This window comes from Streptomyces sp. NPDC096013 (assembly GCF_044763565.1).
GTDB lineage: Bacteria > Actinomycetota > Actinomycetes > Streptomycetales > Streptomycetaceae > Streptomyces.
Map to the genome: position 1 here is coordinate 438,964 of NZ_JBIWGK010000002.1, position 26,413 is coordinate 465,376.

The 26,413-nt window shown below is 70.7% G+C and carries 26 protein-coding genes and 1 riboswitch; of the genes, 15 read left to right on the forward strand and 11 right to left on the reverse strand.

Annotated elements, in window-relative coordinates:
• The first annotated feature begins 144 nt into the window (after nt 1-144).
• Complete coding sequence (locus ACIRB1_RS09460; protein ID WP_403465379.1) at nt 145-1,740, forward strand: GMC oxidoreductase; 1,596 nt, start codon at nt 145-147, stop codon at nt 1,738-1,740.
• A gap of 22 nt (nt 1,741-1,762) precedes the next feature.
• Here ACIRB1_RS09460 and ACIRB1_RS09465 read toward each other — a convergent pair whose 3' ends face one another.
• The gene (locus ACIRB1_RS09465) at nt 1,763-3,559 is read right to left on the reverse strand and encodes an AMP-dependent synthetase/ligase (RefSeq protein WP_352183645.1); all 1,797 of its coding nucleotides are present in this window, start codon (nt 3,557-3,559) and stop codon (nt 1,763-1,765) included.
• Nucleotides 3,560-3,897: 338 nt separating this feature from the next.
• Between ACIRB1_RS09465 and ACIRB1_RS09470 the strand changes: the two genes are divergently transcribed.
• From ACIRB1_RS09470 to ACIRB1_RS09495, 6 genes are all read left to right on the forward strand, one after another.
• Nucleotides 3,898-4,653 carry a metallophosphoesterase gene (locus tag ACIRB1_RS09470; protein WP_403465380.1) on the forward strand — a complete coding sequence of 252 codons (756 nt, stop codon included), beginning with the start codon at nt 3,898-3,900 and terminating at the stop codon, nt 4,651-4,653.
• Nucleotides 4,654-4,775: 122 nt separating this feature from the next.
• A complete protein-coding gene (locus ACIRB1_RS09475) occupies nt 4,776-5,219 on the forward strand; it encodes an SRPBCC family protein (RefSeq protein WP_403465149.1) in 444 nt (147 codons plus the stop codon).
• A 126-nt stretch (nt 5,220-5,345) separates the two neighbouring features.
• Nucleotides 5,346-6,515, forward strand: coding sequence for an ArsA family ATPase (locus ACIRB1_RS09480; protein WP_403465150.1), 1,170 nt, complete (start codon nt 5,346-5,348; stop codon nt 6,513-6,515).
• Nucleotides 6,516-6,596: 81 nt separating this feature from the next.
• Nucleotides 6,597-7,094: a DUF5304 domain-containing protein gene (locus tag ACIRB1_RS09485; RefSeq protein ID WP_352183648.1), complete on the forward strand. Its 498-nt coding sequence runs from the start codon at nt 6,597-6,599 to the stop codon at nt 7,092-7,094.
• A 247-nt stretch (nt 7,095-7,341) separates the two neighbouring features.
• Entirely contained in the window at nt 7,342-8,295 is a 954-nt protein-coding gene (locus tag ACIRB1_RS09490) for an ROK family glucokinase (RefSeq protein WP_019062366.1), read from the forward strand.
• 262 nt (nt 8,296-8,557) lie between these two features.
• Nucleotides 8,558-9,385: an endonuclease/exonuclease/phosphatase family protein gene (locus ACIRB1_RS09495; protein WP_403465151.1), complete on the forward strand. Its 828-nt coding sequence runs from the start codon at nt 8,558-8,560 to the stop codon at nt 9,383-9,385.
• Here the strand turns inward: ACIRB1_RS09495 and ACIRB1_RS09500 are convergent.
• Together ACIRB1_RS09500 and ACIRB1_RS09505 are read right to left on the reverse strand one after the other, a co-directional pair.
• On the reverse strand, nt 9,382-10,017 hold the full coding sequence (locus ACIRB1_RS09500) for a hypothetical protein (RefSeq protein WP_352183650.1): 636 nt from the start codon (nt 10,015-10,017) through the stop codon (nt 9,382-9,384). The genes ACIRB1_RS09495 and ACIRB1_RS09500 overlap by 4 nt on opposite strands.
• On the reverse strand, nt 10,010-10,822 hold the full coding sequence (locus ACIRB1_RS09505) for an alpha/beta hydrolase (RefSeq protein WP_403465381.1): 813 nt from the start codon (nt 10,820-10,822) through the stop codon (nt 10,010-10,012). The genes ACIRB1_RS09500 and ACIRB1_RS09505 overlap by 8 nt, the downstream gene beginning before the upstream one ends.
• Before the next feature lie 222 nt (nt 10,823-11,044).
• On the opposite strand from ACIRB1_RS09505, the gene ACIRB1_RS09510 reads away from it, so the two are divergent.
• From ACIRB1_RS09510 to ACIRB1_RS09530, 5 genes are all read left to right on the forward strand, one after another.
• Nucleotides 11,045-11,791 carry a 1-acyl-sn-glycerol-3-phosphate acyltransferase gene (locus tag ACIRB1_RS09510; RefSeq protein ID WP_352183855.1) on the forward strand — a complete coding sequence of 249 codons (747 nt, stop codon included), beginning with the start codon at nt 11,045-11,047 and terminating at the stop codon, nt 11,789-11,791.
• Nucleotides 11,792-11,823: 32 nt separating this feature from the next.
• Nucleotides 11,824-13,050 (forward strand): MacS family sensor histidine kinase, encoded by a 1,227-nt coding sequence (macS, locus tag ACIRB1_RS09515; protein ID WP_403465152.1) that lies wholly within the window; start codon nt 11,824-11,826, stop codon nt 13,048-13,050.
• Nucleotides 13,047-13,724 (forward strand): response regulator transcription factor, encoded by a 678-nt coding sequence (locus ACIRB1_RS09520; RefSeq protein ID WP_352183652.1) that lies wholly within the window; start codon nt 13,047-13,049, stop codon nt 13,722-13,724. Before macS ends, ACIRB1_RS09520 begins: the two co-directional genes overlap by 4 nt.
• Before the next feature lie 120 nt (nt 13,725-13,844).
• Nucleotides 13,845-14,873 carry a 6-phosphofructokinase gene (locus ACIRB1_RS09525; protein ID WP_352183653.1) on the forward strand — a complete coding sequence of 343 codons (1,029 nt, stop codon included), beginning with the start codon at nt 13,845-13,847 and terminating at the stop codon, nt 14,871-14,873.
• Between the two features lie 62 nt (nt 14,874-14,935).
• A complete protein-coding gene (locus tag ACIRB1_RS09530) occupies nt 14,936-15,931 on the forward strand; it encodes a 2-hydroxyacid dehydrogenase (RefSeq protein WP_403465153.1) in 996 nt (331 codons plus the stop codon).
• Here the strand turns inward: ACIRB1_RS09530 and ACIRB1_RS09535 are convergent.
• Together ACIRB1_RS09535 and ACIRB1_RS09540 are read right to left on the reverse strand one after the other, a co-directional pair.
• On the reverse strand, nt 15,883-17,817 hold the full coding sequence (locus ACIRB1_RS09535) for an anthranilate synthase family protein (protein WP_403465154.1): 1,935 nt from the start codon (nt 17,815-17,817) through the stop codon (nt 15,883-15,885). The two genes, ACIRB1_RS09530 and ACIRB1_RS09535, sit on opposite strands and share 49 nt — an antisense overlap.
• 96 nt (nt 17,818-17,913) lie before the next feature.
• Nucleotides 17,914-17,970 (reverse strand): trp operon leader peptide, encoded by a 57-nt coding sequence (locus tag ACIRB1_RS09540; protein WP_073735655.1) that lies wholly within the window; start codon nt 17,968-17,970, stop codon nt 17,914-17,916.
• Nucleotides 17,971-18,066: 96 nt separating this feature from the next.
• Between ACIRB1_RS09540 and ACIRB1_RS09545 the strand changes: the two genes are divergently transcribed.
• Both ACIRB1_RS09545 and ACIRB1_RS09550 read left to right on the forward strand, forming a co-directional pair.
• A complete protein-coding gene (locus ACIRB1_RS09545; protein ID WP_266767826.1) occupies nt 18,067-19,419 on the forward strand; it encodes a class II 3-deoxy-7-phosphoheptulonate synthase in 1,353 nt (450 codons plus the stop codon).
• A gap of 135 nt (nt 19,420-19,554) precedes the next feature.
• The gene (locus ACIRB1_RS09550; protein WP_403465155.1) at nt 19,555-19,788 is read left to right on the forward strand and encodes a bacterioferritin-associated ferredoxin; all 234 of its coding nucleotides are present in this window, start codon (nt 19,555-19,557) and stop codon (nt 19,786-19,788) included.
• Nucleotides 19,789-19,797: 9 nt separating this feature from the next.
• Here the strand turns inward: ACIRB1_RS09550 and bfr are convergent, their stop codons facing one another.
• On the reverse strand, nt 19,798-20,274 hold the full coding sequence (gene bfr, locus ACIRB1_RS09555) for a bacterioferritin (protein WP_352183657.1): 477 nt from the start codon (nt 20,272-20,274) through the stop codon (nt 19,798-19,800).
• 159 nt (nt 20,275-20,433) lie between these two features.
• On the opposite strand from bfr, the gene ACIRB1_RS09560 reads away from it, so the two are divergent.
• Nucleotides 20,434-21,048: a sulfite oxidase-like oxidoreductase gene (locus ACIRB1_RS09560; RefSeq protein WP_352183658.1), complete on the forward strand. Its 615-nt coding sequence runs from the start codon at nt 20,434-20,436 to the stop codon at nt 21,046-21,048.
• Between the two features lie 3 nt (nt 21,049-21,051).
• Here the strand turns inward: ACIRB1_RS09560 and ACIRB1_RS09565 are convergent, their stop codons facing one another.
• From ACIRB1_RS09565 to thiO, 5 genes are all read right to left on the reverse strand, one after another.
• Nucleotides 21,052-21,933, reverse strand: a complete 882-nt coding sequence (locus tag ACIRB1_RS09565; protein ID WP_352183659.1) for a deoxyribonuclease IV — start codon at nt 21,931-21,933, stop codon at nt 21,052-21,054.
• Nucleotides 21,934-21,967: 34 nt separating this feature from the next.
• Entirely contained in the window at nt 21,968-23,938 is a 1,971-nt protein-coding gene (gene pknB / locus ACIRB1_RS09570; protein ID WP_403465156.1) for a Stk1 family PASTA domain-containing Ser/Thr kinase, read from the reverse strand.
• A gap of 134 nt (nt 23,939-24,072) precedes the next feature.
• Complete coding sequence (locus tag ACIRB1_RS09575; RefSeq protein ID WP_403465157.1) at nt 24,073-24,867, reverse strand: thiazole synthase; 795 nt, start codon at nt 24,865-24,867, stop codon at nt 24,073-24,075.
• Between the two features lie 3 nt (nt 24,868-24,870).
• Nucleotides 24,871-25,071 (reverse strand): sulfur carrier protein ThiS, encoded by a 201-nt coding sequence (gene thiS / locus ACIRB1_RS09580; RefSeq protein ID WP_266767819.1) that lies wholly within the window; start codon nt 25,069-25,071, stop codon nt 24,871-24,873.
• Nucleotides 25,068-26,231, reverse strand: a complete 1,164-nt coding sequence (thiO, locus tag ACIRB1_RS09585) for a glycine oxidase ThiO (protein ID WP_403465158.1) — start codon at nt 26,229-26,231, stop codon at nt 25,068-25,070. The genes thiS and thiO overlap by 4 nt, the downstream gene beginning before the upstream one ends.
• A riboswitch (TPP riboswitch) is annotated at nt 26,228-26,340 on the reverse strand. It overlaps the preceding gene by 4 nt.
• Nucleotides 26,341-26,413 lie beyond the last annotated feature (73 nt).

Genomic DNA, 26,413 nt, shown 5'->3' on the forward strand with positions numbered 1-26,413 from the left:
TCGCCCACGCACCGCACCCGGCATCCCCCTATGCCGCACCCAAAACCGGCGCAGCCCCTTGGCGGAATCCGATAATCCGCACATGCTGCGCGCATGACAGCAAAACTGACGCAGCATCAGCTGACGAGACGTCACATACTGGGCATGATCGCCCTCCAGACCGCCGCAGCCGCCGGTCTCACCCGTGTCAGCCTCCAGTCCGCCCAAGCCGCAGAGCCCGACGCAGTCGAACCCGCCGCGGTCCAATCCGCCCCCGCGATCGTCATCGGCTCCGGCTACGGCGGCGCGGTCGCCGCGCTCCGGCTCGGGCAGGCCGGGATCACCACCCTCGTGCTGGAGATGGGCCGGCTCTGGAACACCCCGGGTTCGGACGGCAAGGTCTTCTGTTCCACCGCCGCCCCGGACCAGCGCTCCATGTGGTTCAAGACCCGCACCGAGGCCCCGCTCGCCACCTTCCTGTGGCTGGACGTCGTCAACAAGGACATCAGCCTGTACCCCGGCGTCCTGGACCGCGTGCACTACGACAACATGTCCGTGTACGTGGGCCGCGGCGTCGGCGGCGGCTCGCTGGTCAACGGCGGCATGGCCGTCACCCCGCTCCAGTCGTACTTCACCGAGCAGTTCCCCACCGTCGACGCCGCCCAGATGTACGGCACGTACTTCCCGCGCGCCCGCACCATGCTCGGCGTCAACACCGTCGACCCGGCCTGGTTCGAGTCGACGGAGTGGTACCAGTTCACCCGCACCTCACGGAAGGCCGCCACCAACGCGGGCCTGAAGACCACCTTCGTGCCCAACGTCTACGACTTCGGCTACATGCAGCAGGAGGCGGCCGGCACCGCCACGAAGTCCGCGCTCGCCCAGGAGGTCATCTACGGCAACAACTACGGCAAGAAGAGCCTCGACAAGACCTACCTCGCCGCCGCGCTCGGCACCGGCAAGGTCACCATCCACACCCTGGAGAAGGTGCGGTCGGTCACCCGGGCGAGCGACGGGTCGTACGTCCTGACCGTCGACCGCATCGACAACACCGGCGCGGTCGTCGAGACCAAGCAGTACAGCTGCACCTATCTGTTCCTCGGCGGCGGCAGCCTCGGCACCACCGAACTCCTCGTCCGCGCACGGGACACGGGCACACTGCCCGCGCTCGACGCCACGGTCGGGGCGGGCTGGGGACCCAACGGCAACACCATGGTGGGCCGCGCCAACCACGTCTGGGACACCACCGGAGCCAACCAGGCGACGATGCCGGTCATGGGCATCGACGACTGGGCCAACACCGCCAACCCGGTCTTCGCGGAGATCGCCCCGCTGCCCATCGGGTTCGAGACCTGGGTGAGCCTCTATCTGGCGATCACCAAGAACCCCCAACGGGCCTCGTTCACCTACGACTCGGCGAGCGGCACGGTGAAACTGGGCTGGACCGCGGCCCAGTCCGCGGTGTCGGTCGCCATGGCCAAGAAGCTGTTCGACCGGATCAACGCGGCCAACGCGACGATCTACCGCTACGACCTGTTCGGCACCGCCAACAAGGTCTTCGCCGACGACTTCTGCTACCACCCGCTCGGCGGCTGCGTGTTGGGCAAGGCGACCGACAACTACGGCCGGGTGAAGGGGTATTCGAAGCTGTACATCACGGACGGTTCGCTGGTGCCCGGCAACATCGGCGTGAACCCGTTCGTCACCATCACGGCGCTCGCCGAGCGCACGCTGGAACGGGTCCTCGCCGAGGACTTCTGAGCCGAACGCCCCAACTACCGGGCTACTTCTGGTAGATGGCCTCGATCTCGTCCGCGTAGTCCTTAGCCACCACATTGCGCTTGAGCTTCAGGGACGGCGTCAGGTGGCCCGACTCCTCCGTGAACTGGGAGGACAGAATGCGGAACTTCCGCACCGATTCCGCCTTCGACACCGCGGCGTTGCCGTCGTCGACCGCGTCCTGGATCGCGCTCAGCAGATCCTGGTCGTCACGCAGCGACGCCGCGGTGGCACCCACCGGCTTGCCGTGCTCGGCCGCCCACCGGCCCAGGAACTCGTCGTCGATCGTGATCAGCGCGCCCACGAAGGGCCGCCCGTCGCCGACGACCATGCACTCCGCGACCAGCGCGTGCGCGCGGATGCGGTCCTCGATCACGGCCGGGGCGACGTTCTTGCCGCCCGCGGTGACGATGATCTCCTTCTTGCGGCCGGTGATCCTGAGGTAGCCGTCCTCGTCGAGGGTGCCGATGTCCCCGGTGTGGAACCAGCCGTCGGCCAGCGCCTCGGCCGTGGCGGCCTCGTTGTTCCAGTAGCCCTTGAACAGGTGCTCGCCGTGCAGCAGCACCTCGCCGTCGTCCGCGATGCGTACGACCGAGCCGGGCAGCGGCTGGCCGACCGTGCCGATCTTCGTGCGGTCCCAGGGGTTGAACGCGGTGGCCGCGCAGGACTCGGTGAGGCCGTAGCCCTCAAGGACCGTGAAGCCGATGCCGCGGAAGAAGTGACCGAGGCGCTCGCCCAGCGGGGCGCCGCCGGAGATCGCGTACTCGCCCTTGCCGCCGAGCACCGCGCGCAGCTTGCTGTAGACCAGCTTGTCGAACGTCCTGTACTTGATCTTCAGGCCAAGGGACGGACCAGACGGGGTGTCCAGCGCCTGGCTGTAGGCGATCGCGGTGTCCGCGGCCTTGTCGAAGATCTTGCCCTTGCCGTCCGCCTGCGCCTTGGCGCGCGCCGAGTTGTAGACCTTCTCGAAGACGCGCGGCACACCCAGGATCAACGTCGGCCGGAACGAGGCGAGTTCATCGGTGAGGTTCTTGATGTCCGGGACCAGGCCCAGTTTGATCGGCGCCATCATCGGCGCGATCTGCACCAGCCGGCCGAAGACGTGCGCGAGCGGCAGGAACAGCAGCACCGAGCACTCGCCGGTACGGAACAGCGGGCGCAGCCGCTCCACGATGTTGCCGCACTCGGCGAAGAAGCTGCGGTGGGTCAGCACACAGCCCTTGGGACGTCCCGTCGTACCGGAGGTGTAGACGATGGTCGCCGGGTCGTCGGCCTTCGCCAGCGAGCTGCGCTCCTCGACGGTCGCGTCGGTGACGTCCTTGCCCGCGCGGTCCAGCTCGTCGATGGCGCCGGCGTCGATCTGCCACACGTGCTTGAGCGCGGGCAGGTGCTCCCGCACCGACTCGACGGCGGCGGCATGCCCGTCCTGCTCGACGATCACGGCGGTGGCGCCCGAGTCGGAGAGGATCCACTGGACCTGCTCCGGCGAGCTGGTCTCGTACACCGGCACCGTGATAGCGCCCGCACACCAGATCGCGAAGTCGAGCAGCGTCCACTCGTACCGCGTGCGGGACATCAGGCCGACCCGGTCGCCGGGCTGGACGCCGGAGGCGATGAGCCCCTTGGCGGCGGCGTGCACCTCGGCGAGGAAGACCGTGGCGGTCACGTCCTGCCAGCCCCCGTTCGCCTTGCGGGCGATGACGGCGACATCTGGGTGCTGCGCGGCGTTTCTGCGGACGATGTCGGTCAGATTGCCGTCCGCGGGGACCTCGTACAAAGCCGGAAGGCTGAACTCGCGCAAGACTGCTGCTCCTCATAGGGCGCCGGCGCCACGACGTTGTGTGATGCGACGGTCCGGTCCACGGCTCGGGCAGGTGCGTCAGGACCCGGTGGTTGAAATCCTGAGCACGACTGGACTGCCCGGACGTTACCCGCCGGTATGGCTCCTACGACAGGGGGTCCCGGCGAGATGTTCGCTGCGTCACACAGATTGGTGTTTCCTCGCGCACAGTAGTCCACGCCTTTCTTGACTGGCCAGTAACGGCAAGCCCGGCCGCCACTGTTCACGTTTGCCGCACACGCCTACGCTTGATCGCCATGGCACCCACACCAGCCGGAAACTCCGCAACGCGCGTCCATGTGGTCAGCGACGTGCACGGCAACGCGCGTGACCTGGCCAGATCCGGCGAGGGTGCCGACGCCCTGATCTGCCTGGGCGACCTGGTCCTCTTCCTCGACTACGCCGACCACACGCGCGGGATCTTCCCCGAGCTGTTCGGCGAGGAGAACGCCGACCGCCTCGTCGAGCTGCGCACGGCCCGCCGCTTCGAGGAGGCCCGCGCACTCGGCGCCCGCCTCTGGGACTCGGTCGGCGGCGACCGCGCGACCCTGATCGAGAAGGCGGTCCGCAAACAGTACGCCGAGATGTTCGCCGCCTTCCCCACCCCGACGTACGCCACCTACGGCAACGTCGACATCCCGGCCCTCTGGCCCGAGTACGCGGCCCCCGGAACCACGGTCCTCGACGGCCAGCGCGTGGAGATCGGCGGCCGGACCTTCGGCTTCGTCGGCGGCGGCCTCCGCACCCCCATGCGCACCCCCTACGAGATCAGCGACGAGGAGTACGCGGCCAAGATCGAGGCGGTCGGCGAGGTGGACGTCCTGTGCACCCACATCCCGCCCGAGGTCCCCGAGCTGGTCTACGACACCGTCGCGCGCCGCTTCGAACGCGGCAGCCGCGCCCTCCTGGACGCCATCCGCCGCACCAGACCCCGCTACTCGCTCTTCGGACACGTCCACCAGCCGCTCGTACGACGGATGCGGATCGGGGCCACCGAGTGCGTGAACGTCGGCCACTTCGCCGGGACCGGCAAGCCCTGGGCGCTGGAATGGTGACCGCCCCCTGATGTCCGCAGGTAGGGGGTGCGGTAAGGGGGTTGGCGGGGAGGTAGCCTTCACGCTGCACGCACACGCGCACGACGACGCCCTGCCGGTCCGCATCTGGAGGAGCCACAGCGATGGCGGAACACACCAGTTCGAGCATCACGATCGAGGCGGCACCGGCCGATGTGATGGAAGTGATCGCCGACTTCGCCCGCTACCCGGACTGGACCGGTGAGGTGAAGGAGGCGGACGTCCTCAAGACCGACGCACGGGGCCGCGCCGAACAGGTCCGCCTCGTCATGGACGCCGGCGCGATCAAGGACGACCAGACCCTCGCGTACACCTGGACCGGCGACAACGAGGTCTCCTGGACCCTCGTCAAGTCCCAGATGCTGCGCTCCCTGGACGGCTCCTACGTCCTCAAGTCCGCGGGTGCCGGGGCGACGGAGGTCACCTACCTCCTCACGGTCGACGTCAAGATCCCGATGCTGGGCATGATCAAGCGCAAGGCCGAGAAGGTCATCATCGACCGGGCGTTGGCCGGGCTGAAGAAGCGCGTGGAGTCGGGGGAGAAGTAGCAGGGGCCCATGGTCGGCCCGTCCGGTGCCGGCCCGTTCCGCGTCTGAGGACGAGGCCCCTTCAGGGCCGACGGGGGTCCGGAGGCAGCGCCCCCTACCCCCGCCGAGCGACTACCGTTCACTCATATGCGTACCCTCCTGATCACCGGCCCAGGCGGCAGCGGCCGCAGCACCCTCGCCGCAGCCACCGCACAAGCCGCCGCCCGCACCGGCACCCGGACCCTGGTCCTGGGCGCCGACCGCGCGGACACCCTGGGCGCCGCCCTGGGCGTGGTGACGGGAGCGGCCCCCACGCAGGCCGCCGAGCACCTCACGGCGTGGCGCCCCGACGCCACGGAGTCCTTCCGCGCGGACCTCACCGCCTTCCAGGACAGAGCCGCCACCGCCCTCGAACTCCTCGGCGCGGCCCGCCTGGACGCGGAAGAACTGACCCCCCTCCCCGGCGCCGAGGAACTGGCCCTCCTCCGAGCCCTCAGGGACGCGGCCCTGTCCGAGAGGTACGACCTCCTCGTCGTGGACCTCCCGCCCACCCCCCACGCGCTCGCCCTTCTCGCCCTCCCCGAGGAACTCCGCCGCTACCTCCGCCGCCTCCTTCCCGCGGAGCGCCAGGCGGCCCGCGCCCTCCGCCCGGTCCTCGGCCGCCTCGCCGGCGTCCCGATGCCCTCGGAGTGGCTCTACGACACGGCAGGCCGCTGGGACGTGGAACTGGCCGCCGTGGAAGCGGTCCTCGCCGACCGGCACACGACCGTACGACTGGTCGCCGAGCCCGGACCGGCCGGTGCCGACGCCGTCCGGTCGGCCGGACTCGCGCTCGCCCTGCGCGGCCTGCGCCCCGACGTGCTGGTCGCCAACCGGGTGCTGCCCGAGCCGGCCGAGGACACCTGGCTCGCCGGTCTCCACGCGCAGCAGCGCAAGACGCTGGACGAGTGGCGGGGAACGTACGACGTCCGGACCGTCCGCCACCTCGGCCACGATCCGCGCGGCACCGACGACCTCGCCGCGCTTGCCGTGCCCGGTGCCGACGAGGCCGGTTCCGCGGTCGAGTGGCCGGTCACCGACCGGCTGGCCGAGGACGGTGTGCTGGTCTGGCACATCCCGCTGCCCGGCGCCACACGCGACGAACTCGACCTGATCCGGCGCGGTGACGAACTCGTCGTCACCGTCGGCCGGTTCCGCCGGATCGTGCCGCTGCCGTCGGCCCTGCGCCGCTGCACGGTCGCCGGTGCCGCCCTGCGCGAGGGCGAACTGCGCATCCGCTTCGCCCCCGACCCGGACCTGTGGCCGCGGGGACGGTGAGAATCGGTGGATGCGGGGCCGTGAAGCACGTGCGCCCATTCGGGTAACGTCGTAGAGACGAACCGTAGTCAGGAGTCCGTCATGAGCGAAGACCTCCCCCCGTCCGAGGCCGGAGCGGAAGAGGCGCGCGACGAGGCACGGGCGTTTGACGCCGACGCCTGGGCGACGGCGGCCGCCGAAGACCTCGCCGCGGAGAAAGCCCGCCGCCGCACCGAGTACGGCCCGCCGCCCGGCTCGGCCGCCGAGGAACTGCGCAAGCTCGTCGACACCGTCGCGGACAAGCTGTCAGGCCTCCAGTCCCCGCTGCTCGGCCAGGTCGCGGGGCCGGCCGCCCAGCAGGTGGTCAAGCAGGTCGTCCAGCAGGCCAGGGCCGCCGTCGAGCCCGTCATCGAACGCAACCCGGACGTCTTCGACCACCTCGCGGCCGCGGGCAACGAACTCCTCGCCGCGTACCGCTCCGCCGTCCAGGCCCAGGAACAGCGCTGGACCTCCCGCGACCGCGAACTGAAGGACCTCAAGGACGGCCACGGCGACGGCGGAGACGACTCCGGCCCCGGCGAACGCATCGACCTGGACTGAACGCATCGATCTGGACCGGAGGGCCCCGAGGGCCTGCCGCCGGCTGCGCGTCCGCCCGGCGGGGTCCGGCACGCGGATCCGCGGCGTCGTAGCGGTGGCCATGGCTCGCCCATGACCCCCTCCCGCGCCCTGCGGCTCCCCGCACCGGAGCCCGTCGGCCATGCCCTACGGGCGAACGACGCGATTCCGGCGGCAGGCCCTCGGGTACGGTGGGCCGTAGCGGGGCTCGACCGAAACTGAGGGATTCATGGGACTCACCATCGGCGTCGATATCGGCGGCACCAAGATCGCGGCCGGGGTGGTCGACGAGGAAGGCAACATCCTCTCGACCCACAAGGTGCCGACCCCGGGCACGGCCGAGGGCATCGTGGACGCCATCGCCGCCGCGGTCGACGGGGCGCGCGCCGGGCACGAGATCGTCGGCGTGGGCATCGGTGCCGCCGGATACGTCAACCGTCAGCGTTCCACGGTCTACTTCGCGCCGAACATCGACTGGCGCCAGGAGCCGCTGAAGGAGAAGGTCGAGGCCCGCGTGGGCCTCCCCGTCGTCGTGGAGAACGACGCGAACGCCGCGGCCTGGGGCGAGTACAAGTTCGGCGCCGGCAAGGGCCACCGCAACGTCATCTGCATCACGCTCGGCACCGGCCTCGGCGGCGGCATCATCATCGGCAACAAGCTGCGCCGCGGACACTTCGGTGTGGCCGCGGAGTTCGGGCACATCCGCATGGTGCCGGACGGGCTGCTGTGCGGCTGCGGTTCACAGGGCTGCTGGGAGCAGTACGCGTCGGGTCGCGCCCTCGTGCGCTACGCCAAGCAGCGCGCGAACGCCACTCCCGAGGCCGCGGAGGTGCTCCTCTCGCTCGGCGACGGCAGCCCCGAGGGCATCGAGGGCAAGCACATCTCCATGGCCGCCCGGCAGGGCGACCCGGTCGCCGTCGACTCGTACCGCGAACTGGCCCGCTGGGCCGGCGCCGGCCTCGCCGACCTGGCCTCGCTCTTCGACCCCTCCGCGTTCATCGTCGGCGGCGGCCTCTCGGACGAGGGCGAACTGGTCCTCGACCCGATCCGCAAGTCCTACAAGCGCTGGCTGGTAGGCGGCAACTGGCGCCCGGTCGCCGACGTGATCGCAGCACAACTGGGCAACAAGGCGGGCATGGTCGGAGCAGCAGACCTGGCAAGAGAACCAGACCCGATCATGTAAATCCCCTTTTTCGCCCGCCACTCCCAGGGGCGCGAGGACCACCGCGACCAGCCCCACACAGCCGGCAGTCGCCCACGAGCCTCGCGCCCCGTTTTTCTGCTTTTAAGGGGCGCGGGGAACGGCGCGCCCAGCCCCACACAGCCGGCAGTCGCCCACGAGCCTCGCGCCCCCGTTTTCTGCTTTTAAGGGGCGCGGGGAACGGCGCGACCACCCCCACACAGCCGGCAGCCGCCACCCCGCTGGCAGGCGTAGATTGATCCACATGGCGCCGCTCCCCAACTCCCGCACCGAACCCGACGGTTCAGCGATCATCCGCGTCCTGAGCTACAACATCCGCTCACTGCGCGACGACACAGACGCCCTGGCCCGGATCATCCGCGCCTGCGCCCCGGACCTCGTCCTGCTCCAGGAAGCCCCCCGTTTCTTCCGCTGGCGCAAGAAACTCGCCCGCCTGGCATCCGCGTCCGACCTCGTCGTCCTCGGCGGCGGAGGCACCGCCGCGGGCCCCGCCCTGCTGTGCTCGCTCCGGGCGACCGTCGAGCGCTCGGAGGACGTACTCCTCCCCCTGACCCCCGGCGAACACCGCCGCGGCTTCGCGACCGCGGTCGTACGGATCGGCGGCACCCGGCTGGGCGTCCTCAGCTGCCACCTGAGCCTCCGCGAGGACGAGCGGTACGAGCAGGGCGGCATGCTCCTCGACCGGCTGGCCGGAATGGGCGTGGACCACGTGATCGCGGGCGGCGACCTGAACGACCGCCCCGACGGCCGGACCTTCGAGCGGCTGGCCAAGGAACTCCAGGACTGCTGGGCCACCGCCCCCTGGGGCGAGGAGCACACCTGGACCCCCGGCAACCCCTTCCAGCGCATCGACGCGATCTTCGCCACACACGGCATCGAGGTGCTCGGCTGCGGGGTACCTCTCGGCCTGCCCGGCGTCACGGAGGCAGACGTAAGGGCGGCCACGGACCACTTCCCGGTCCTGGCCGCCCTCAGAATCCCCGCACACTCCCCGAGCCGGACCGACTCCCCGAGCCGGACCGACTCCCCGAGCCGGACCGACTCCCCGAGCCGGACCAGCTCGCCGGACTAGACGACCGCGCCCCGCCCCGGATCGTCCCCGTCCTCCTCGTCCGTCCGCATCCGCATCACCAGCGTGCCGAAACCGCCCAGGAAACCGCCGATGCCGATGGTCGCCAGCCACCAGGTCATGTCCCAGCTGAGCAGCACCGCGAGCAGCAGCAGGATCGGGCCGCCGATCACCCCGAGCCAGGCGAACTTGGCCGTGGTGTCGGCGGCCGGCAGCGGCGGCGGCTCCGGCGGTACGAAGTGGCCCTCGTCGTCCTCGTCGAAGTCCTCCTCGGAGGAGGCCGGCGCGGTGTAGTCACGGGGTCCGCCGACCCCGGGCGCGAAGGAGACCGAGCTGCCCAGCGGCTTGGCGGGCGCGGGCGGCTCCTCCGCACCGGCGTCCTTGCCCCCGTCCGCGGGCCCGGTCCCGGCCGCGGTCCCGTCCTCGCCCCGCTTCTTGGACGCGGGCGGCTCGTCGTTCTTCTCGGGGTCGAGCAGTGCCAGGTCCTCGATCGACTTGAACGGCTTGGCGCCCGGCGGATCCTTGGGCTCCTCGCCGTATCCCGCGACGATCGCGGCCCACGCGGCCTCCTCGTCGAACGGGACGCCCTGCTCGTCCGGTTCGAGGCCCTCGCGGTCGGAGTCGTGCTCAGCCACCTGTGGCCGTCCCTTCCTGCTCGCTCACCCGGCCCGTGTCGGACGCCTGCTTGCCGACACTGGGTGCGAGCCGGCCGATGAACGCGAAGCTCTCCTCGAAAATCCGGTCCGCGTCGTGGTCCAACGTCGCGACGTGGTAGCTCTGTTCCAGCAGGATCTCCGTCACGTCCGTGGAGGAAACCCGGCTGAGGACACGGGCCGAGTCGGCCGGCGGGACCACATGGTCCTGGGGGCTGTGCAGCAGCAGGAGCGGCTGGGTGACCTGGGGCAGCTCGCTGTCGACCAGCCGGAAGAAAATACGCAGGGAGTGCGCGGAGTGCAGCGGCACCTTGTCGTAGCCGACCTCCTCGCTGCCCTCCTTCGCGATGTCGCTGGCGATGCCCGGTGCCGTACGCACCAGATGGCGGGCCACCGGAAGGGCGTACGCCGCGAGGCCGTGCACCTTGATGCCCGGGTTGACGACCACGACACCGCTGATCTCGTCGCCGTGCTTCGCGGCCAGCCGCAGGGCCAGCGCGCCGCCCATGGACAGGCCCGCGACGAAGACCTGCGAGCAGCGCTCGCGCAGGGCGCGCAGCTCGCGGTCCACCTCCGCGTACCAGTCCTGCCAGCCGGTGAGCTGCATGTCCTCCCAGCGGGTGCCGTGCCCGGGAAGCAGCGGCAGCGACACGGTGAGGCCGCGCTCGGCCAGATGCTCCGCCCAGGGGCGCAGCGACTGCGGGGAACCGGTGAAGCCGTGGCAGAGGAGAACTCCGACCTCCCCGCCCTCGTGGCGGTACGGCTCGGCTCCGGGGAGGACCGGCACCTTCGGTCTCCTGTTCATGAGAGGGGCGTGGTCTTGAGACGCGTGTCCATGAGAGAGATGCGCTTGAGAGGGATGTGCTTCAGAGGGGTGTGAACAAGTCCAGGTGCGGTTAACCGTACGCGACCGCACTGACACCGACCAGGGTCGTCGGGTCCTTTGACAGTGCTCCGGGTTAAGGTCTGATCGACAGACACGGGAGGCACTCGGTTGTTGTACGGCACGATGAAGGTCGCCATCGGGGGACCGCTGAAGGTCGCCTTCCGGCCCTGGGTGGAGGGCCTGGAGAACATTCCGGACGAGGGTGCCGCGATCCTGGCGAGCAATCACCTCTCGTTCTCGGACTCGTTCTTCCTGCCTGCGGTGCTGGACCGCAAGGTCACCTTCATCGCGAAGGCCGAGTACTTCACGACGCCTGGCGTGAAGGGCAAGCTGACGGCCGCGTTCTTCAAGGGCGCCGGCCAGCTTCCGGTGGACCGCTCCGGTGCGCGCGGGGCGGGCGAGGCCGCGGTCAAGGCCGGGATCGACGTCCTGGAGCGCGGTGAACTGTTCGGTATCTATCCGGAGGGCACGCGCTCCCCGGACGGCCGCCTCTACCGCGGCAAGCCCGGCGGCCTCGCGCGCGTGGCGCTCGCCACCGGCGCTCCGGTGATCCCGGTCGCGATGATCGACACGGAGAAGATCCAGCCGCCCGGCAAGGTCATGCCGAAGCTGATGCGGCCCGGTATCCGGATCGGCAAGCCGCTCGACTTCAGCCGGTACAACGGCATGGAGCACGACCGTTTCGTCCTCCGCGCGGTGACCGACGAGGTCATGTACGAGATCATGAAGCTCTCCGGCCAGGAGTACGTCGACATCTACGCGACGGCGGCCAAGCGCCGGATCGCGGACGCGGCGAAGGCCGACAAGGAAGCGGACAAGGCGGCCAAGGCCGCGCTCGCACAGACGGAGAAGGAACAGACCAGCCCCTAGGCGGGCCGGAGTCTGTGTCGGGGGTGGGGGAGATGGCCAAGCGGGTACGCGTCATCAGGATGTCCGTCGAGCAGCCGCTCTGGCGTGCCCTGACCGGCTACCGCGTGCTGACCATGCTGTACGCGATCGGCCTGTTCGCCTCCGCCTACGACGAGTTCGACCGCCCCGGCATCGCCATCGCCTTCTACGTCGTCCTGGCCGTCTGGACGCTCGCCACCCTGCCCCGGGTGCAGAGCGCGGTCGCCTGCACCAAGCGCTTCCTCGCCATCGACCTCGCGATCGCGCTGACCGGCATCGTCCTCACCCCGATCGCGGCCGACGACCACCACATACAGAGCGGCGGCCCCACCCTTCCGTCGATATGGACCGCGGGCTCGGTCCTCGCCTACGCCATCAAGGGCGGCTGGCGCTGGGCCGCCTTCGCCTCCACCCCGGTCGCCGTCGCCAACCTGATCGAGCGCGGCTTTCCGGCCCGTGACACCGTCCACAACGTGGTCCTCGTCTGGGTCGCCTCCATCGCCATCGGCTACGTCGTCGAGGTCGCCCGCGCCTCCGAGCGCACCCTCGCCCGCGCCCTGGAGATCGAGGCCGCCACCCGGGAACGGGAGCGCCTCGCCCGTGACATCCACGACGGCGTCCTCCAGGTGCTGGCGATGGTCCAGCGGCGCGGTGCGGTCCTCGGCGGTGAGGCGGGCGAGCTGGGCCGGCTGGCGGGCGAGCAGGAGATCGCGCTGCGCACCCTGGTCTCAGGCGGCCTGGTGCCCGTGTCCCGGGTCTCCCTGGACGCGGCGGAGGGCGCGGTCGTGCGGGCCGTGGACGAAGAGGACGTGGACGAGGACGACGGTGACGGGGCGGTCGATCTGCGGGCGCTGCTCGCGCCGTATGCCGCGGCGAAGGTGAGTTTCGCCGAGCCCGGGGCGCCGGTGCCGTTGCCCGCGCCCGCGGCGAAGGAACTGGCCGCGGCTGTCGGGGCCGCGCTGGACAATGTGCGCAGGCATGCCGGGGAGGACGCGCGGGCGTGGATCCTGGTCGAGGACGAGCCTCGCGAGGTCGTGGTGACCGTGCGGGACGACGGGCCCGGGATTCCCGAGGGACGGCTCGCACAGGCCGAGGGGGAGGGGCGGCTCGGGGTCGCCCAATCGATCCGGGGGCGGCTGCGGGACCTCGGCGGCAGCGCCGAGCTGGTGTCGATTCCCGGACAGGGCACGGAAGTTGAACTGAAGGTACCGAAGGCACGGGGGAAGGCGGGGACACGATGAGTGAGCAGCGGGGCCCGATCAGGGTCATGGTGGTGGACGACCACCCGATGTGGCGCGACGCCGTCGCCCGCGACCTGGCCGAGTCCGGCTTCGACGTAGTCGCGACCGCCGGTGACGGCGAGCAGGCGGTGCGGCGGGCGAAGGCCGCCGCCCCGGACGTCCTCGTGCTCGACCTGAACCTGCCGGCGATGCCCGGTGTCCAGGTCTGCAAGGAACTGGTGGGCGCCAACCCGGCGTTGCGCGTCCTGGTCCTCTCCGCGAGCGGTGAGCACGCCGATGTGCTGGAGGCGGTGAAGTCGGGGGCGACCGGCTATCTGCTCAAGTCGGCCTCCACGGAAGAGCTGTTGGACGCGGTGCGCCGGACGGCCGTGGGCGATCCGGTGTTCACCCCCGGGCTCGCCGGACTGGTCCTCGGCGAGTACCGCCGGCTGGCCTCCGACCCGGCACCGGCCGCGGGCAGCGACGAGCCCAAGGCGCCCCAGCTCACCGACCGCGAGACCGAGGTGCTGCGCCTGGTCGCCAAGGGCCTGAGCTACAAGCAGATCGCCGAACGCCTGGTCATCTCGCACCGCACGGTCCAGAACCATGTGCAGAACACGCTCGGCAAGCTCCAGTTGCACAACCGCGTGGAGCTGGTCCGGTACGCCATAGAGCGCGGTCTCGACGACGCGTAGCCGGACCGGTAGATCAACTCCCGCATAATTCGGCCGAATTGACCTTCCCGCCCATCCCTCTGTGACCTGGATCACCATTAGCGTGGCCCTCACAGGAAACCGCGGCGAAGGGATATTTCCATGCGCGTCGGAGTACTGACCGGAGGCGGCGACTGCCCCGGACTCAACGCCGTCATCCGGGGCATCGTCCGCAAGGGCGTGCAGGAGTACGGCTACGGTTTCGTCGGCTACCGGGACGGCTGGCGAGGCCCGCTCGAAGGTGACACCGTCCGGCTCGACATCCCCGCCGTGCGCGGCATCCTGCCCCGCGGCGGCACCATCCTCGGCTCCTCCCGCACCAACCCGCTCAAGCTGGAGAACGGCATCGGGCGCATCAAGGACAACCTCGCCGCGCAGGAGGTCGACGCGCTCATCGTGATCGGCGGCGAGGACACCCTCGGCGTGGCCGCGCGGCTCTGGGACGAGAGCGGCGTGCCCTGCGTCGGCGTACCGAAGACCATCGACAACGACCTGTCCGCCACCGACTACACCTTCGGCTTCGACACCGCCGTCGGCATCGCCACCGAGGCGATCGACCGGCTGCACACCACCGCCGAGTCGCACATGCGCATCCTGGTCTGCGAGGTCATGGGCCGGCACACCGGCTGGATCGCCATCCACTCCGGCCTCGCGGGCGGCGCCAACGTCATCCTCATCCCCGAGCAGCGCTTCGACGTGGACCAGGTGTGCGCCTGGATCACCTCGCGCTTCAAGGCGTCGTACGCCCCGATCGTGGTCGTCGCGGAGGGGGCCATGCCCAAGGACGGCGATGTCGTGCTGAAGGACGGGACCCTCGACTCCTTCGGTCACGTCCGGCTGTCCGGGGTCGGCGAGTGGCTGGCCAAGGAGCTGGAGAAGCGGACCGGCAAGGAGGCCCGCACCACCGTCCTCGGGCACATCCAGCGCGGCGGCACACCGAGTGCCTTCGACCGCTGGCTCGCCACCCGCTTCGGCCTGCACGCCATCGAGGCCGTCCGCGACGGCGACTTCGGCAAGATGGTCGCGCTGCGCGGCACGGACATCGTCCGCGTCCCGATCGCGGAGGCCACGGCCCAGCTGAAGACCGTCGATCCGAAGCTGTACGACGAGGTCGGCGTCTTCTTCGGCTGAACCGGCGCCGGTGGGTTATGGGCCGTATATTCGGCCCATAACCCACCAGAACGGGAGCGCTCGTGGAGATCCTCGCCTTCGGCGTCCAGGCCGACGAGAAGCCGCTGATCGAGAGCGCGTTCGCCGGCCGGCACGCGATCCGCTGTCTGAGCGTCTTCCTCGACGAGGACACCGCACCGATCGCCGCCGGGCACGAGATCATCTCCACCAGCGTCAACGCCGATCTGAACCCCCGGGTCCTCCAGACCCTCGCGGCCGGCGGCACCCAGCTCATCGCTCAGCGCTCCACCGGCTTCAACAACATCGACCTCGACGTCGCCGAACGCCTCGGCCTCACGGTGGCCCGCGTCTCCTCCTACTCGCCGTACTCCGTCGCCGAGTTCGCCTGGACCCTGGCGATGGCCGTCAACCGCCGTATCGTCCGCGCCGCGACCCGCACCCGCGACTTCGACTTCCGGCTCGACGGTCTGATGGGCCGGGATCTGCGCGGCCGTACGGTCGGCGTTCTCGGCACCGGCAGGATCGGCGAGGCGTTCACCCGGATCGCCCACGGCTTCGGCATGCGCCTGCTCGGCTGGGACGTCACCGAGAACCCGGCCTGCGTGGAACTCGGCATGATCTACGTCCCCAAGGGCCAGCTCCTCGCCGAGTCCGACCTCGTCACCCTGCACGTCCCGCTGATGCCGGCGACCCAGCGGCTCATCGACGCCGACGCCCTGAAGGTCATGAAGGACGACGCGATCCTCGTCAACTCCAGCCGCGGCGGCCTGATCGACACGGCGGCCCTCGTCGCCGAACTCCGCGAGGGCCGCTTCACCGGCGTGGGCCTGGACGTCTACGAGGCGGAGGCGGGCCTGTTCTTCCTCGACAAGTCCCTGGAGGCGGTCGACGACGACACCCTGGCCCGCCTGGTCACCTTCCCGAACGTCCTGGTCACCTCGCACCAGGCGTACTACACCGAGGACGCCGTCGGCCAGATCATCGAGGCCACCGTCCGGAACGTCCTCGACTACACCGAGGGCCGCCGCTCCGAGAACGTGCTCGTCCCACGCAGCTGACCCACCAACTCCCGTACGACAGCGGCCCCGTTGAGCGTCAGCACCGACTCCGGGTGGAACTGGACGCCGGCGAACCCGGGTCCGCGCAGCGCGTGCACCTCGCCCGCCCCGCTCCGGCTCACCTCGACCCCGTGCGCGGCCAGCTCGGCGGCGGCCTCGTCGTCGCACCGCGCCACGAAGCTGTTGTAGAAGCCGACGGTCTCCGCCCGCCCGAACAGATCGATCACCGTCTGCGCCCCCTGGTACGGCACCTCCTTCCGTACGGTCTCCAGGCCCAGCTCCGCCGCGATCAGCTCATGGCCGAGGCAGACGCCGAGGACACCGTGCCGGTTCGCCCGGAGGACCTCGGCGGTCAGCGCGCGCAGGAACCGCATCTTCGGGTCGGCCGTGTCGGAGGGGTCGCCCGGCCCGGGGCCCAGCACCACGGGCCCCTCGTGCGCGAGCACCGCCTCCCGCAGCCCCTCCTCGTCGTACCGCCGCACGGTCACGTCGAGCCCGCTCGACCGCAGTACGTGCGCGAGCATCGCCGTGAAGGTGTCCTCCCCGTCGACGACCAGCGCGTGCCCGGTCAGCTCCTCGGACCGCTCCTGCATCCGCAGCCAGAACGGGGCGAGCGAGGACCGGCGCCCGTCGAGCGCGGCCCGCACCCGCGGGTCGTCGGCCAGCCGGGGCCGCGCACTCTCGTCACGCGGCCGGGAGGGTCGTACGCCCAGGGCCGCCAGCACTCCCGCCGCCTTCGCGTGAGTCTCCGCGACCTCGCTCGCCGGGTCCGAACCGCGGACCAGGGTCGCGCCGACCGGGACCCGCAGCCGGCCGGCCGGGTCGATGTCGGCGGTGCGGATGAGGATGGGGGAGTCGAGTGTCTGGGCGCCGCCTGAGTCGCGGCCGAGCAGCGCGAGGGCACCGGCGTAGTAGCCGCGCCCGCTGACCTCGTGCCGCTCGATGACCCGGCAGGCGTTCTGCACCGGCGATCCGGTGACGGTCGCCGCGAACATCGTCTCCTTCAGCACCTCGCGCACGTCCAGCGAGGAACGGCCGCGCAACTCGTACTCGGTGTGCGCGAGATGGGCCATCTCCTTCAGCCGCGGCCCGATCACGACCCCGCCGATGTCACCGACCGTGCACATCATCTTGAGCTCCTCGTCGACGACCATCGACAGCTCCTCGATCTCCTTCCCGTCGGCGAGGAAGGAGAGCAGGTGCTCGGGGGTGGGGCCCTCGGCCGGATAGCGGTACGTCCCGCTGATCGGGTTCATGACCACGGTCCCGCCCGACATCCGGACATGCACCTCGGGGCTGGCGCCCACGAGCGTCCGCCCACCCGTCTCCCGCCCCCGCCCTTCCAGGGAAGGCCCTTCGGGCCCCTTCTGATCTCCGGTGTGCACGACGAACGTCCAGTACGCGCCCCGCTCCCCGACCAGCAGCCGCCGGAACAGCGCCAGCGCCTCGGCCCTGCCGTACCCCGGGATCTCCCCCTCGTACGTCCGCCGGATGACGAAGTTGGCGCCCTCGCCCCGTCCGATCTCCTCCCGGAGCACCCGCCCGACGATCTCGCCGTAGGCCTCGTCGTCGACGTCGAAGCCGCCGCCCTCGACCCGGACGTCGTGCGCGGGCAGCTGCGCCAGGGCGTCGGCGAGCGGGATCTCGTACGACTCCTCGGGCGTGAGGAAGGTCAGCGGGGTGCCGTCGTCGCGGACGTCGAAGCCGCGCTCGCGGATCTGGCGGAAGGGGATCAGGGCCAGGCCCTCGGCCGGCAGGTCGGCGAGGCGGTCGTAGGAGGCGACCGGGCCGCGCATGACCTCGATCACGTCCTGGTCGTGGCCCGGGGTGCGACGGCGCAGCAGGGCGAACGGGCGGGGATCGCTGAGCAGGTCGTCCAGATGCATGGGTCCTTGGTTCCTTCTCGTGGAGAGGAACGGACCCCGGACACACCGAAGGCCGCCCCTCGGGCGGCCTTCGCGGAGTACTGGGAGTACGCGCAGTCAGTGGGCCGCCGGATGAGCGGTCCACCACCAGTTACGGGTCGAGTGCGCGAACATGCGAGGCACCCTACCCCACGCGCACCTGAGCGAGCGGGTGTCTCACCTGTCGAGCCGCGCGAAAATAGCTCGACACGACCCCGTAATGTTGAGGCCGTGACCGTGAACGCTAAGACCAGCGCCAGCGCTGGCAACACCTGGCGAGACCTGCCCGCGGCGCAGCAGCCCGAGTACCCCGACACCGAGGCTCTGCGCGCAGTGATCGCGGACCTCGAGTCGTATCCGCCGCTCGTCTTCGCGGGCGAGTGCGACCAGCTGCGCGCCCGGTTGGCGGCCGTCGCCAAGGGAGAGGCGTTCCTCCTCCAGGGCGGCGACTGCGCCGAGGCCTTCGACGCGGTGTCCGCCGACCACATCCGCAACAAGCTGAAGACCCTGCTCCAGATGGGCGCCGTCCTCACGTACGCGGCCTCCGTGCCGGTCGTGAAGGTCGGCCGGATCGCCGGCCAGTACTCGAAGCCGCGCTCCAAGGGCACCGAGACCCGTGACGGCGTGACCCTGCCGACGTACCGGGGAGACTCGGTCAACGGCTTCGCCTTCGACGAGAAGTCCCGTATCCCGGACCCCGAGCGCCTGAAGCGGATGTACAACGCGTCCGCCTCCACGCTCAACCTGGTCCGCGCCTTCACCACCGGCGGTTACGCCGACCTGCGCCAGGTGCACGCCTGGAACCAGGACTTCGTGAAGTCGTCCCCGTCCGGCCAGCGCTACGAGCAGCTCGCGCGCGAGATCGACAGCGCGCTGAACTTCATGCGGGCGTGCGGCACGGACCCGGAGGAGTTCAAGACCGTCGAGTTCTACTCCTCGCACGAGGCGCTCCTGCTGGACTACGAGTCGGCCCTGACCCGCGTCGACTCCCGCACCGGCCGGCTCTACGACGTCTCCGGGCACATGGTGTGGATCGGCGAGCGCACCCGCCAACTGGACGGCGCGCACATCGAGTTCGCCTCCCAGATCCGCAACCCGATCGGCATCAAGCTCGGCCCGACGACGACCGCCGAGGACGCGCTCCAGTACATCGAGCGCCTCGACCCGGACCGCGAGCCCGGCCGGCTCACCTTCATCGTGCGGATGGGCGCGGACAAGGTCCGCGACAAGCTGCCCGAGCTGGTCGAGAAGGTCACCGCGTCCGGCGCGACCGTCGCCTGGATCACCGACCCGATGCACGGCAACACCTACGAGGCGGCCTCCGGCCACAAGACCCGCCGCTTCGACGACGTGCTCGACGAGGTGAAGGGCTTCTTCGAGGTCCACAAGGGCCTCGGCACCCACCCGGGCGGCATCCACGTCGAGCTCACGGGCGACGATGTCACCGAGTGCGTGGGCGGCGGCGACGAGATCTTCGTCGACGATCTGCACCAGCGCTACGAGACGGCCTGCGACCCCCGGCTGAACCGCAGCCAGTCGCTTGACCTGGCCTTCCTCGTCGCCGAGATGTACAGGGACCAGTAGCCGTTTCACCTGTTACAGCAGTGTGCCGTGGGGCGGGGATCACATACGATCCCCGCCCCACGGCACTTTTGTGGCAGCTTCGGGCCGGGTAAGGTTAGGTTGGCCTTATCAAGTTCCGGCAGGAGGTGAATCCGCGTGTACGTCTGTAGCTGCTTCCAGGTGACCGAGGCGCAGGTCCAGCAGCACGCGGGTGGCGGTGCCTGCACGCCCCGCCAGATCGCCTCCGCCTGCAAGGCCGGTACCGACTGCGGTTCGTGCGTCCGCCGGATCCAGGCGATCCTCGGCCGCGGCAGCTGCCCGCGCCGCGATCTCGCGGAAGAGGGCGCGCCGGTCTTCGCCGACGTGGCCGAACTGGACGAGGCCGCTTAGGGGCGGACCCTAGCTGGGCTGCTCGATCTGCTGCGCGATGTACAGCGCCTCGCCGAGCTGCTCGATCAGCTGGAGCTGGGTGTCCAGGTAGTCGATGTGGTGCTCCTCGTCCGCGAGGATGTCCTCGAAGATGTTGGCCGACGTGATGTCCCCCTTCGTGCGCATCACCTCGATCCCGCGCTTGAGGCGGTCGATCGCCTCGACCTCCACCTGCCGGTCCGCCTGGAACATCTCGGTGACCGTCTGGCCGACCCGGACGTGGAAGAGCCGCTGGTAGTTCGGCAGACCGTCGAGCATCAGGATGCGCTCGGTGATCTTGTCCGCGTGCTTCATCTCGTCGATGGACTCTTCACGCGTGTACTTGGCGAGCTTGGTCCAACCGTTGTTGTCCTGGATGCGGTAGTGCAGCCAGTACTGGTTGATCGCGGTCAGCTCACCGGTGAGCTGCTCGTTGAGGAACTCGAGGACCTCGGGGTCGCCCTGCATCGCAGAGGCTCCTTCCGGAAACGGGGGGAACTGGCGGGTTGCGCCGCATGATTGCACCGGCGCGAAGACGCCGTCCAGTAAGTGCATGCTTAGTAGGAGTTGCCCGAATCCACCCAGAGCCGGTCATGTGCACCGCCCCCGGTCTGTCAGGATGGAGTCATGGGTCAGAGAGGGGTCGAACAGTCCGAGCTGCCACCGGGCCAGCGGCTCCAGCGCGGCTGGCCGGTCACCCACTACGGCCCGGTGCCCAAGTTCCGCCCCGAGCGGTGGGAGTTCAGGGTCTTCGGCGCCACCGCCGACGGTGAGAAGCACTGCTGGAACCACGACGAGTTCACGGCCCTGCCCTACGACTCCGTGGTGGCCGACCTGCACTGCGTCACGAAGTTCAGCATGCTGGGCTCCGAATGGGGCGGCATCCCCGCCCGCACGATCCTCGACATCGCCCCGCCGGCCCCCTCCGTCACCCACGTCATGGTCTGGGCGGAGTACGGCTTCAGCGCCAACCTCCGGCTCACGGACTTCGCCGCCGACGGCACCATCTTCGCCACCCACAAGGACGGCGAACTCCTCACCGCGGAACACGGCTTCCCCCTCCGCCTGGTCGTCCCCCACCTGTACGCCTGGAAGGGCCCGAAGTGGGTCCGGGGCGTGGAGTACATGACGGCGGACCGGCGCGGGTTCTGGGAGGAGCGCGGGTACCACAACGTGGGCGACCCGTGGAAGGAGCAGCGGTACTCGTACCAGGAGGGCCCCGGCGAGGGACCCGAACTGTGAGCCCTACGCGTCCCTGAGCTTCTTCAGCCGCTCCACGTCCGCCGCATGCCCTTCCCTGCCCCCGGGCGTCTCGATGATCAGCGGTACGCCCTCGGTCGCCGGGTGGGTCATCAGGGCGCGGAAGGGGTCCTCGCCGATGTGGCCGGAGCCGATGTTCTCGTGGCGGTCCTTGTGGGCGCCGACGACGTCCTTGGAGTCGTTGGCGTGGATCAGCTTCAGCCGGCCCTCGCCGACCGTGTCGACCAGCAGGTCGAGGGTCTGGTGCATGCCGCTCGGGCCGGTCAGGTCGTGTCCGGCGGCGAAGATGTGGCACGTGTCCAGGCAGACGCCCAGCTTCGGATGGGCGTCCAGCGCATCGAAGTACGGACCGAAGTCCCAGGTCCGGGAGCAGAGCGAAAAACCCTGGCCGGCCGTCGACTCCAGCAGCAGGAACGGGTCGTCGTCGTGGGTCAGCTCGTCCAGCAGGGGCAACAGACGCTCCCGCACCTGGGCCAGCGCCACCGACCGCTCCCGCCCGCCCGTCGCGCTCCCGGTGTGCACGACGACACCGAGCGCGCCGATCTCCCGGCCGCGCCGCAGCGAGTGCCGCAGGGACTCCACCGACTTCTCCACGGTGGCCTCGGTGTGCGAGCCGAAGTTGATCAGGTACGGGGCGTGCACGTACGCCGGGATCGACTCCGCCTCGCAGACCGCGCGGAACTCCTCGTCCTGGCGCGGGTTCCCGGCCGGTGTGGCCCAGCCGCGCGGGTTGGCGACGAAGACCTGCACGGTCTCGGCGGCCAGCTCACGGGCGTAGGACAGGCCCACGGAGTGGAGCCCGCCGGCCACGGGGACATGGCCGCCGACGGGGTTGCGGGAGACGGGGGAGGGGGGCTTGCTGCTCACCCGACCAGGGTGTCACGTGTGCGTGCCGCCTCCGTCACCGGATGGTGATCGTGATCGTGGACCCCTTGGGGGCCTGCTGGCCCGCGTCCACGGACTGCTTCTTCACGGTGTCGCCGAACAGGCCGAGCAGACCGCGGTCCTCCTTGACCTCGAAGCCCGACTGTTCGAGGAGCTTCGTCGCGTCGTCCACGCTCGCGCCGACCACGCTCGGGACCTCGACCATCTCCGGGCCCTTCGACAAGGTCAGCGTCACCGTGTCGCCCTCGGCGGCCTGGCTGTCGCCGGCCGGGGTCTGCTGGGCGACCTGGCCCGCGTCGTACTCCGAGGTGACCTGGGTGGCCGCCACCTTCACCGTGAGACCGGCCTCCTGGAGGTCCGCCTTCGCGCTGTCCAGGTCCTCACCGGTGACGTCCGGCACGTCGACCGCGCTGCCCTTGCTGACGGTCAGGGCTATCGCGGAACCTGCGTGCCGCTCGGTGCCCGCGTCCGGGCTCGTGCTGATCACGGAGCCCTTGGGGACGTCGTCGCTGAACTCCCTGGTGACCATTCCGGCCGCGAGCCCGTCCCGCTTCAGCCGGCTCTGCGCCTTGTCCAGGCGGAGGCCCGTCAGGTCCGGGACCTTCACGGTCTCCGGGCCGTCCGAGATGGTCAGGGCCACCGAGTCGTTGTCCCGGATGCGGGCGCCGGGCTCCGGGTCGGTGCTGACGACGGTGCCGCGCCGCACGGTGTCGCTGTACGCGTGGTCGACCTTCCCGACGTCGAGACCGGCCTCCTTGAGCCGCTCCGTCGCCTGCGCCTCGGACTTCGACAGCAGCGGCGGGACCTTCGTGAACTGGCCCGAGTTGATGTACCAGACGCCCGCCCCGACCCCCATGACCAGCAGCAGCGCGGCGACGACCGCCAGCAGCCCGCGCCGGGGCCGCCGCGCGTCGCGCCGCCGGGGCGGCAGCGGCGGACCGCTCTCGAACCGGCTGGTCCGGTCGACCGGATCGCCCGCCCCGCCGTCCCCGTCGAGCGGCAGCGGACGCGACGGGGGTCCCCCCGCGCGAGCGGAGCCGAAGGTGGGGACGGTCAGCGAGCGGGGGATCACACTCGTACGGTTCTCCGCGTTCGGATGCTCCGAGGCCAGCGCCTGCGGCGGCACCGCGTCCAGCTGCCCCTCGCTCAGCCGCGCCCGTGCCTCGCGGACCAGACCGAACAGCGCGACCGCGTCGTACGGCCGCAGGTCGGGGGTGCGCGCGGTGGCGGTGGCGACCAGCTCGTCCAGCTCGTACGCCAGGCCCGGCACGACGGCCGAGGGCGGCGGGACGTCCTCGTGCAGGTGCTTGTAGAGCACGATCGCGGCCGAGTCCCCCTCGTGCGGCTTCCGGCCGGTGAGCATCTCGTACAGGACGACACCGCACGCGTACACATCGACCCGGGGGTCGGCCTGGGTGCCCTCGATCTGCTCCGGCGCGAGATACGACACCGTGCCGAGCACGGACCCGGTGGTGCTGGTGACGGTGTCCACGGACCTGACGAGCCCGAAGTCGGCGACCTTGACCCGGCCGTCGTCCCCTATGAGCACGTTCTCCGGCTTCATGTCCCGGTGCACGAACCCGGCCCGGTGCGCGGCGCCCAGCGCGGCCAGCACCGGCTCCAGGATGTCCAGGGCGGCCCGCGGCTGGAGCGCCCCGCGCTCGCGCAGCACGTCCCGCAGGGTGCAGCCGGCGACGTACTCCATCGCCAGATAGACGTACGTCCGGTCGGCGCCCTGGTCGAAGACCTGCACCACGTTCGGATGCGCCAGCCGCGCCACCGACTTCGCCTCACGGATGAAACGGTCCACGAAGTGACCGTCGGCCGCGAGCGACGGGTGCATCACCTTGAGCGCGAGAATCCGGTCCAGGCGGGTGTCCACGGCCCGGTAGACCGTGGCCATCCCGCCGACGGCGATCCGCGCGTCGACGCGATACCGGCCGTCGAGCAACTGCCCGACGAGAGGGTCATGAAGGGTCGTATCCACGCAGGTGAGTGTACGAGCCGACGCCGACACCATGGCGTTTTCGTCCGGTTCGGGGCAGTACTGAAGCGGACCTGTGACGCATCGCACCTGCCCGAGGCCGTCGATTTCGACGGCCTCGGCGGGGCGCGGGGTGTCTAGAAAGCGGGCCGCTCGGGGTCCAGGGCGGCGAGGCCCTCCGCGGGAGAGGACGCCGAGGCGAAATGGCGGCGGGGGATACGCCCCGCCCGGAACGCCAGCCGCCCCGCCTCCACCGCGCTCCGCATCGCCGACGCCATCAGCACCGGCTCCTGCGCCCGCGTCACCGCCGATGCGAGCATCACCCCCGCACATCCCAGCTCCATCGCGAACGCCGCGTCGGACGCCGTGCCCGCCCCCGCGTCCAGAATTACCGGCACACGCGCGTGCTCGGTGATCAACTGGAAGTTGTGCGGGTTGCGAATCCCGAGCCCCGACCCGATCGGCGCCCCGAGCGGCATGATCGCCGCACACCCGGCATCCTCCAGCTTCCGCGCCAGCACGGGATCATCGTTCGTGTACGGCAGCACCGTGAACCCGTCGTCGACCAATGTCTCGGCGGCGTCGAGGAGTTCGATCGGATCGGGCAGCAACGTGCGCTCGTCCGCGATCACTTCGAGTTTGATCAGCGAGGTCCCGAGAGCCTCCCGGGCCAGCCGCGCCGTCAACACGGCCTCGCCCGCCGTGAAACAGCCCGCGGTGTTGGGCAGCACCCGGACACCGAGCCGCTCCAGCACGGACAGCACCGAGCCATGGACGGAGGCGTCGACGCGCCGCATCGCGACCGTCGTGAGTTCCGTACCGGAGGCCACCAGCGCGCGCTCCAGGACGTCGAGGCTGGGCGCACCCCCGGTGCCCATGATCAGCCGGGACGCGAAGGACGTACCACCGAGGACGAAGGGGTCGTCGGCCATGGGTCAGCCTCCTTGGACGGCGGTGAGGACCTCGACGCGGTCTCCCTCGGAGAGGGCGGTCGACGGCCACTCCGCGCGCGGGACGACGGTTTCGTTGAGGGCGGCGGCCACCCCGGAGGGGGCCGGGGTGAGGGACCGGACGAGCACGTCCAGGGGCGTGCCGGGAGCGATCTCCTGGTGCTCGCCGTTGACGGAGATGTTCATGCGGGCTGCTCCACGAGTTCCGTGCGGGCGAACCGCTTGGGGGTGAACGGGCGTGCCTCGTCCGGCAGTTCACCGGTGCTCAGGGCATGCGCGAGGGCATCGCCGGTGACCGGCGTGAGGAGCACACCGTTGCGGTAGTGCCCGGTGGCCAGCAGCAGTCCCGGCAGCGCGGTCGGGCCGAGCAGCGGCGCGTTGTCGGGGGACCCGGGGCGCAGTCCGGCCCGGGTCTCGGTGAGCGGCAGTTCGGTGATCCCGGGGACCAGCTCATGGGCGTCGCGCAGCAGTTCGTAGACACCGCCGGCGGTCACCGTGGTGTCCCAGCCCAGTTCCTCGCTGGTCGCGCCGACGACCAGCTCGCCGTTCTCGCGCGGCACGAGGTAGACGTGGCTGCCACGCACCACGGCCCGCACGGTGCGGCTCAGGAACGGCGCGTGGCGCTCCGGCACGGTCAGCCGCAGGACCTGGCCCTTCACGGGCCGTACGGGTGGCAGGACGTCGTCGGGGACGCCCGTCAGCCGCCCGCTGAGGCTGCCGGCCGCGAGCACGACCTGGTCCGCGGTGAGCGGGGTGTCCTCCCGTGTGACGACCCCCGTGGCACGGTCCCGCGCGACCGTGAGCCGCTCGGCCCAGGTCCGGTGGAAGACGACCCCGGCCCGCTCGCAGGCGGCCACCAGCGCCGCCGCCAGCCGCCGCGGGTCGACCTGGTGGTCCCCGTCGACCCTGAGCCCCCCGCGCACGCCCGGTGCGAGCATCGGTTCGAGGCGCCGGCACTCGCGCCCGGACAGCCACTCGGAGTCCAGGCCCGACTGCTGCTGCAACGCGTGCAGTTCACGCAGATGGGCCCGGTCGTCGGCGTCCAGGGCGACGGCCAGCGTGCCGCAGCGGCGGTAGCCGAGGTCCAGGCCGGTGAGGTCGGTCAGCTCGGCCGCGAAGTCCGGGTAGCGGTGCGCCGAGGCCAGGTTGAGGGCGAGCAGGGTCTGTTCGCCGTAGTGGAGTTCGGTGACGGCGGCCAGCATCCCGGCGGCCACCTGGGCGGCCCCGCCGCCCGGCTCCGGGTCCAGCACGGCCGTGGCGAAGCCGCGTTGGGCCGCGCGCCAGGCCGTGACCAGGCCGATGATCCCGCCCCCGACGACGAGGACGTCTGATGTGCGTGCAGGCATGGGCGTCCAGCCCCTCCCTTCGCCGGCATGACCCGGATCAGGTTCGTACGGTCGGAGGCCGCCAGCCTCCCTCTCAGCCCAGTGCGCCCAGGCTCCCGCGAGCGTTCTACTCTTTTCTGCCGCGGGTCCGGGGGACATCCCCGGGAGTCGCGGCACGTCTGCCACCCTAGCCCGTGCCCTGT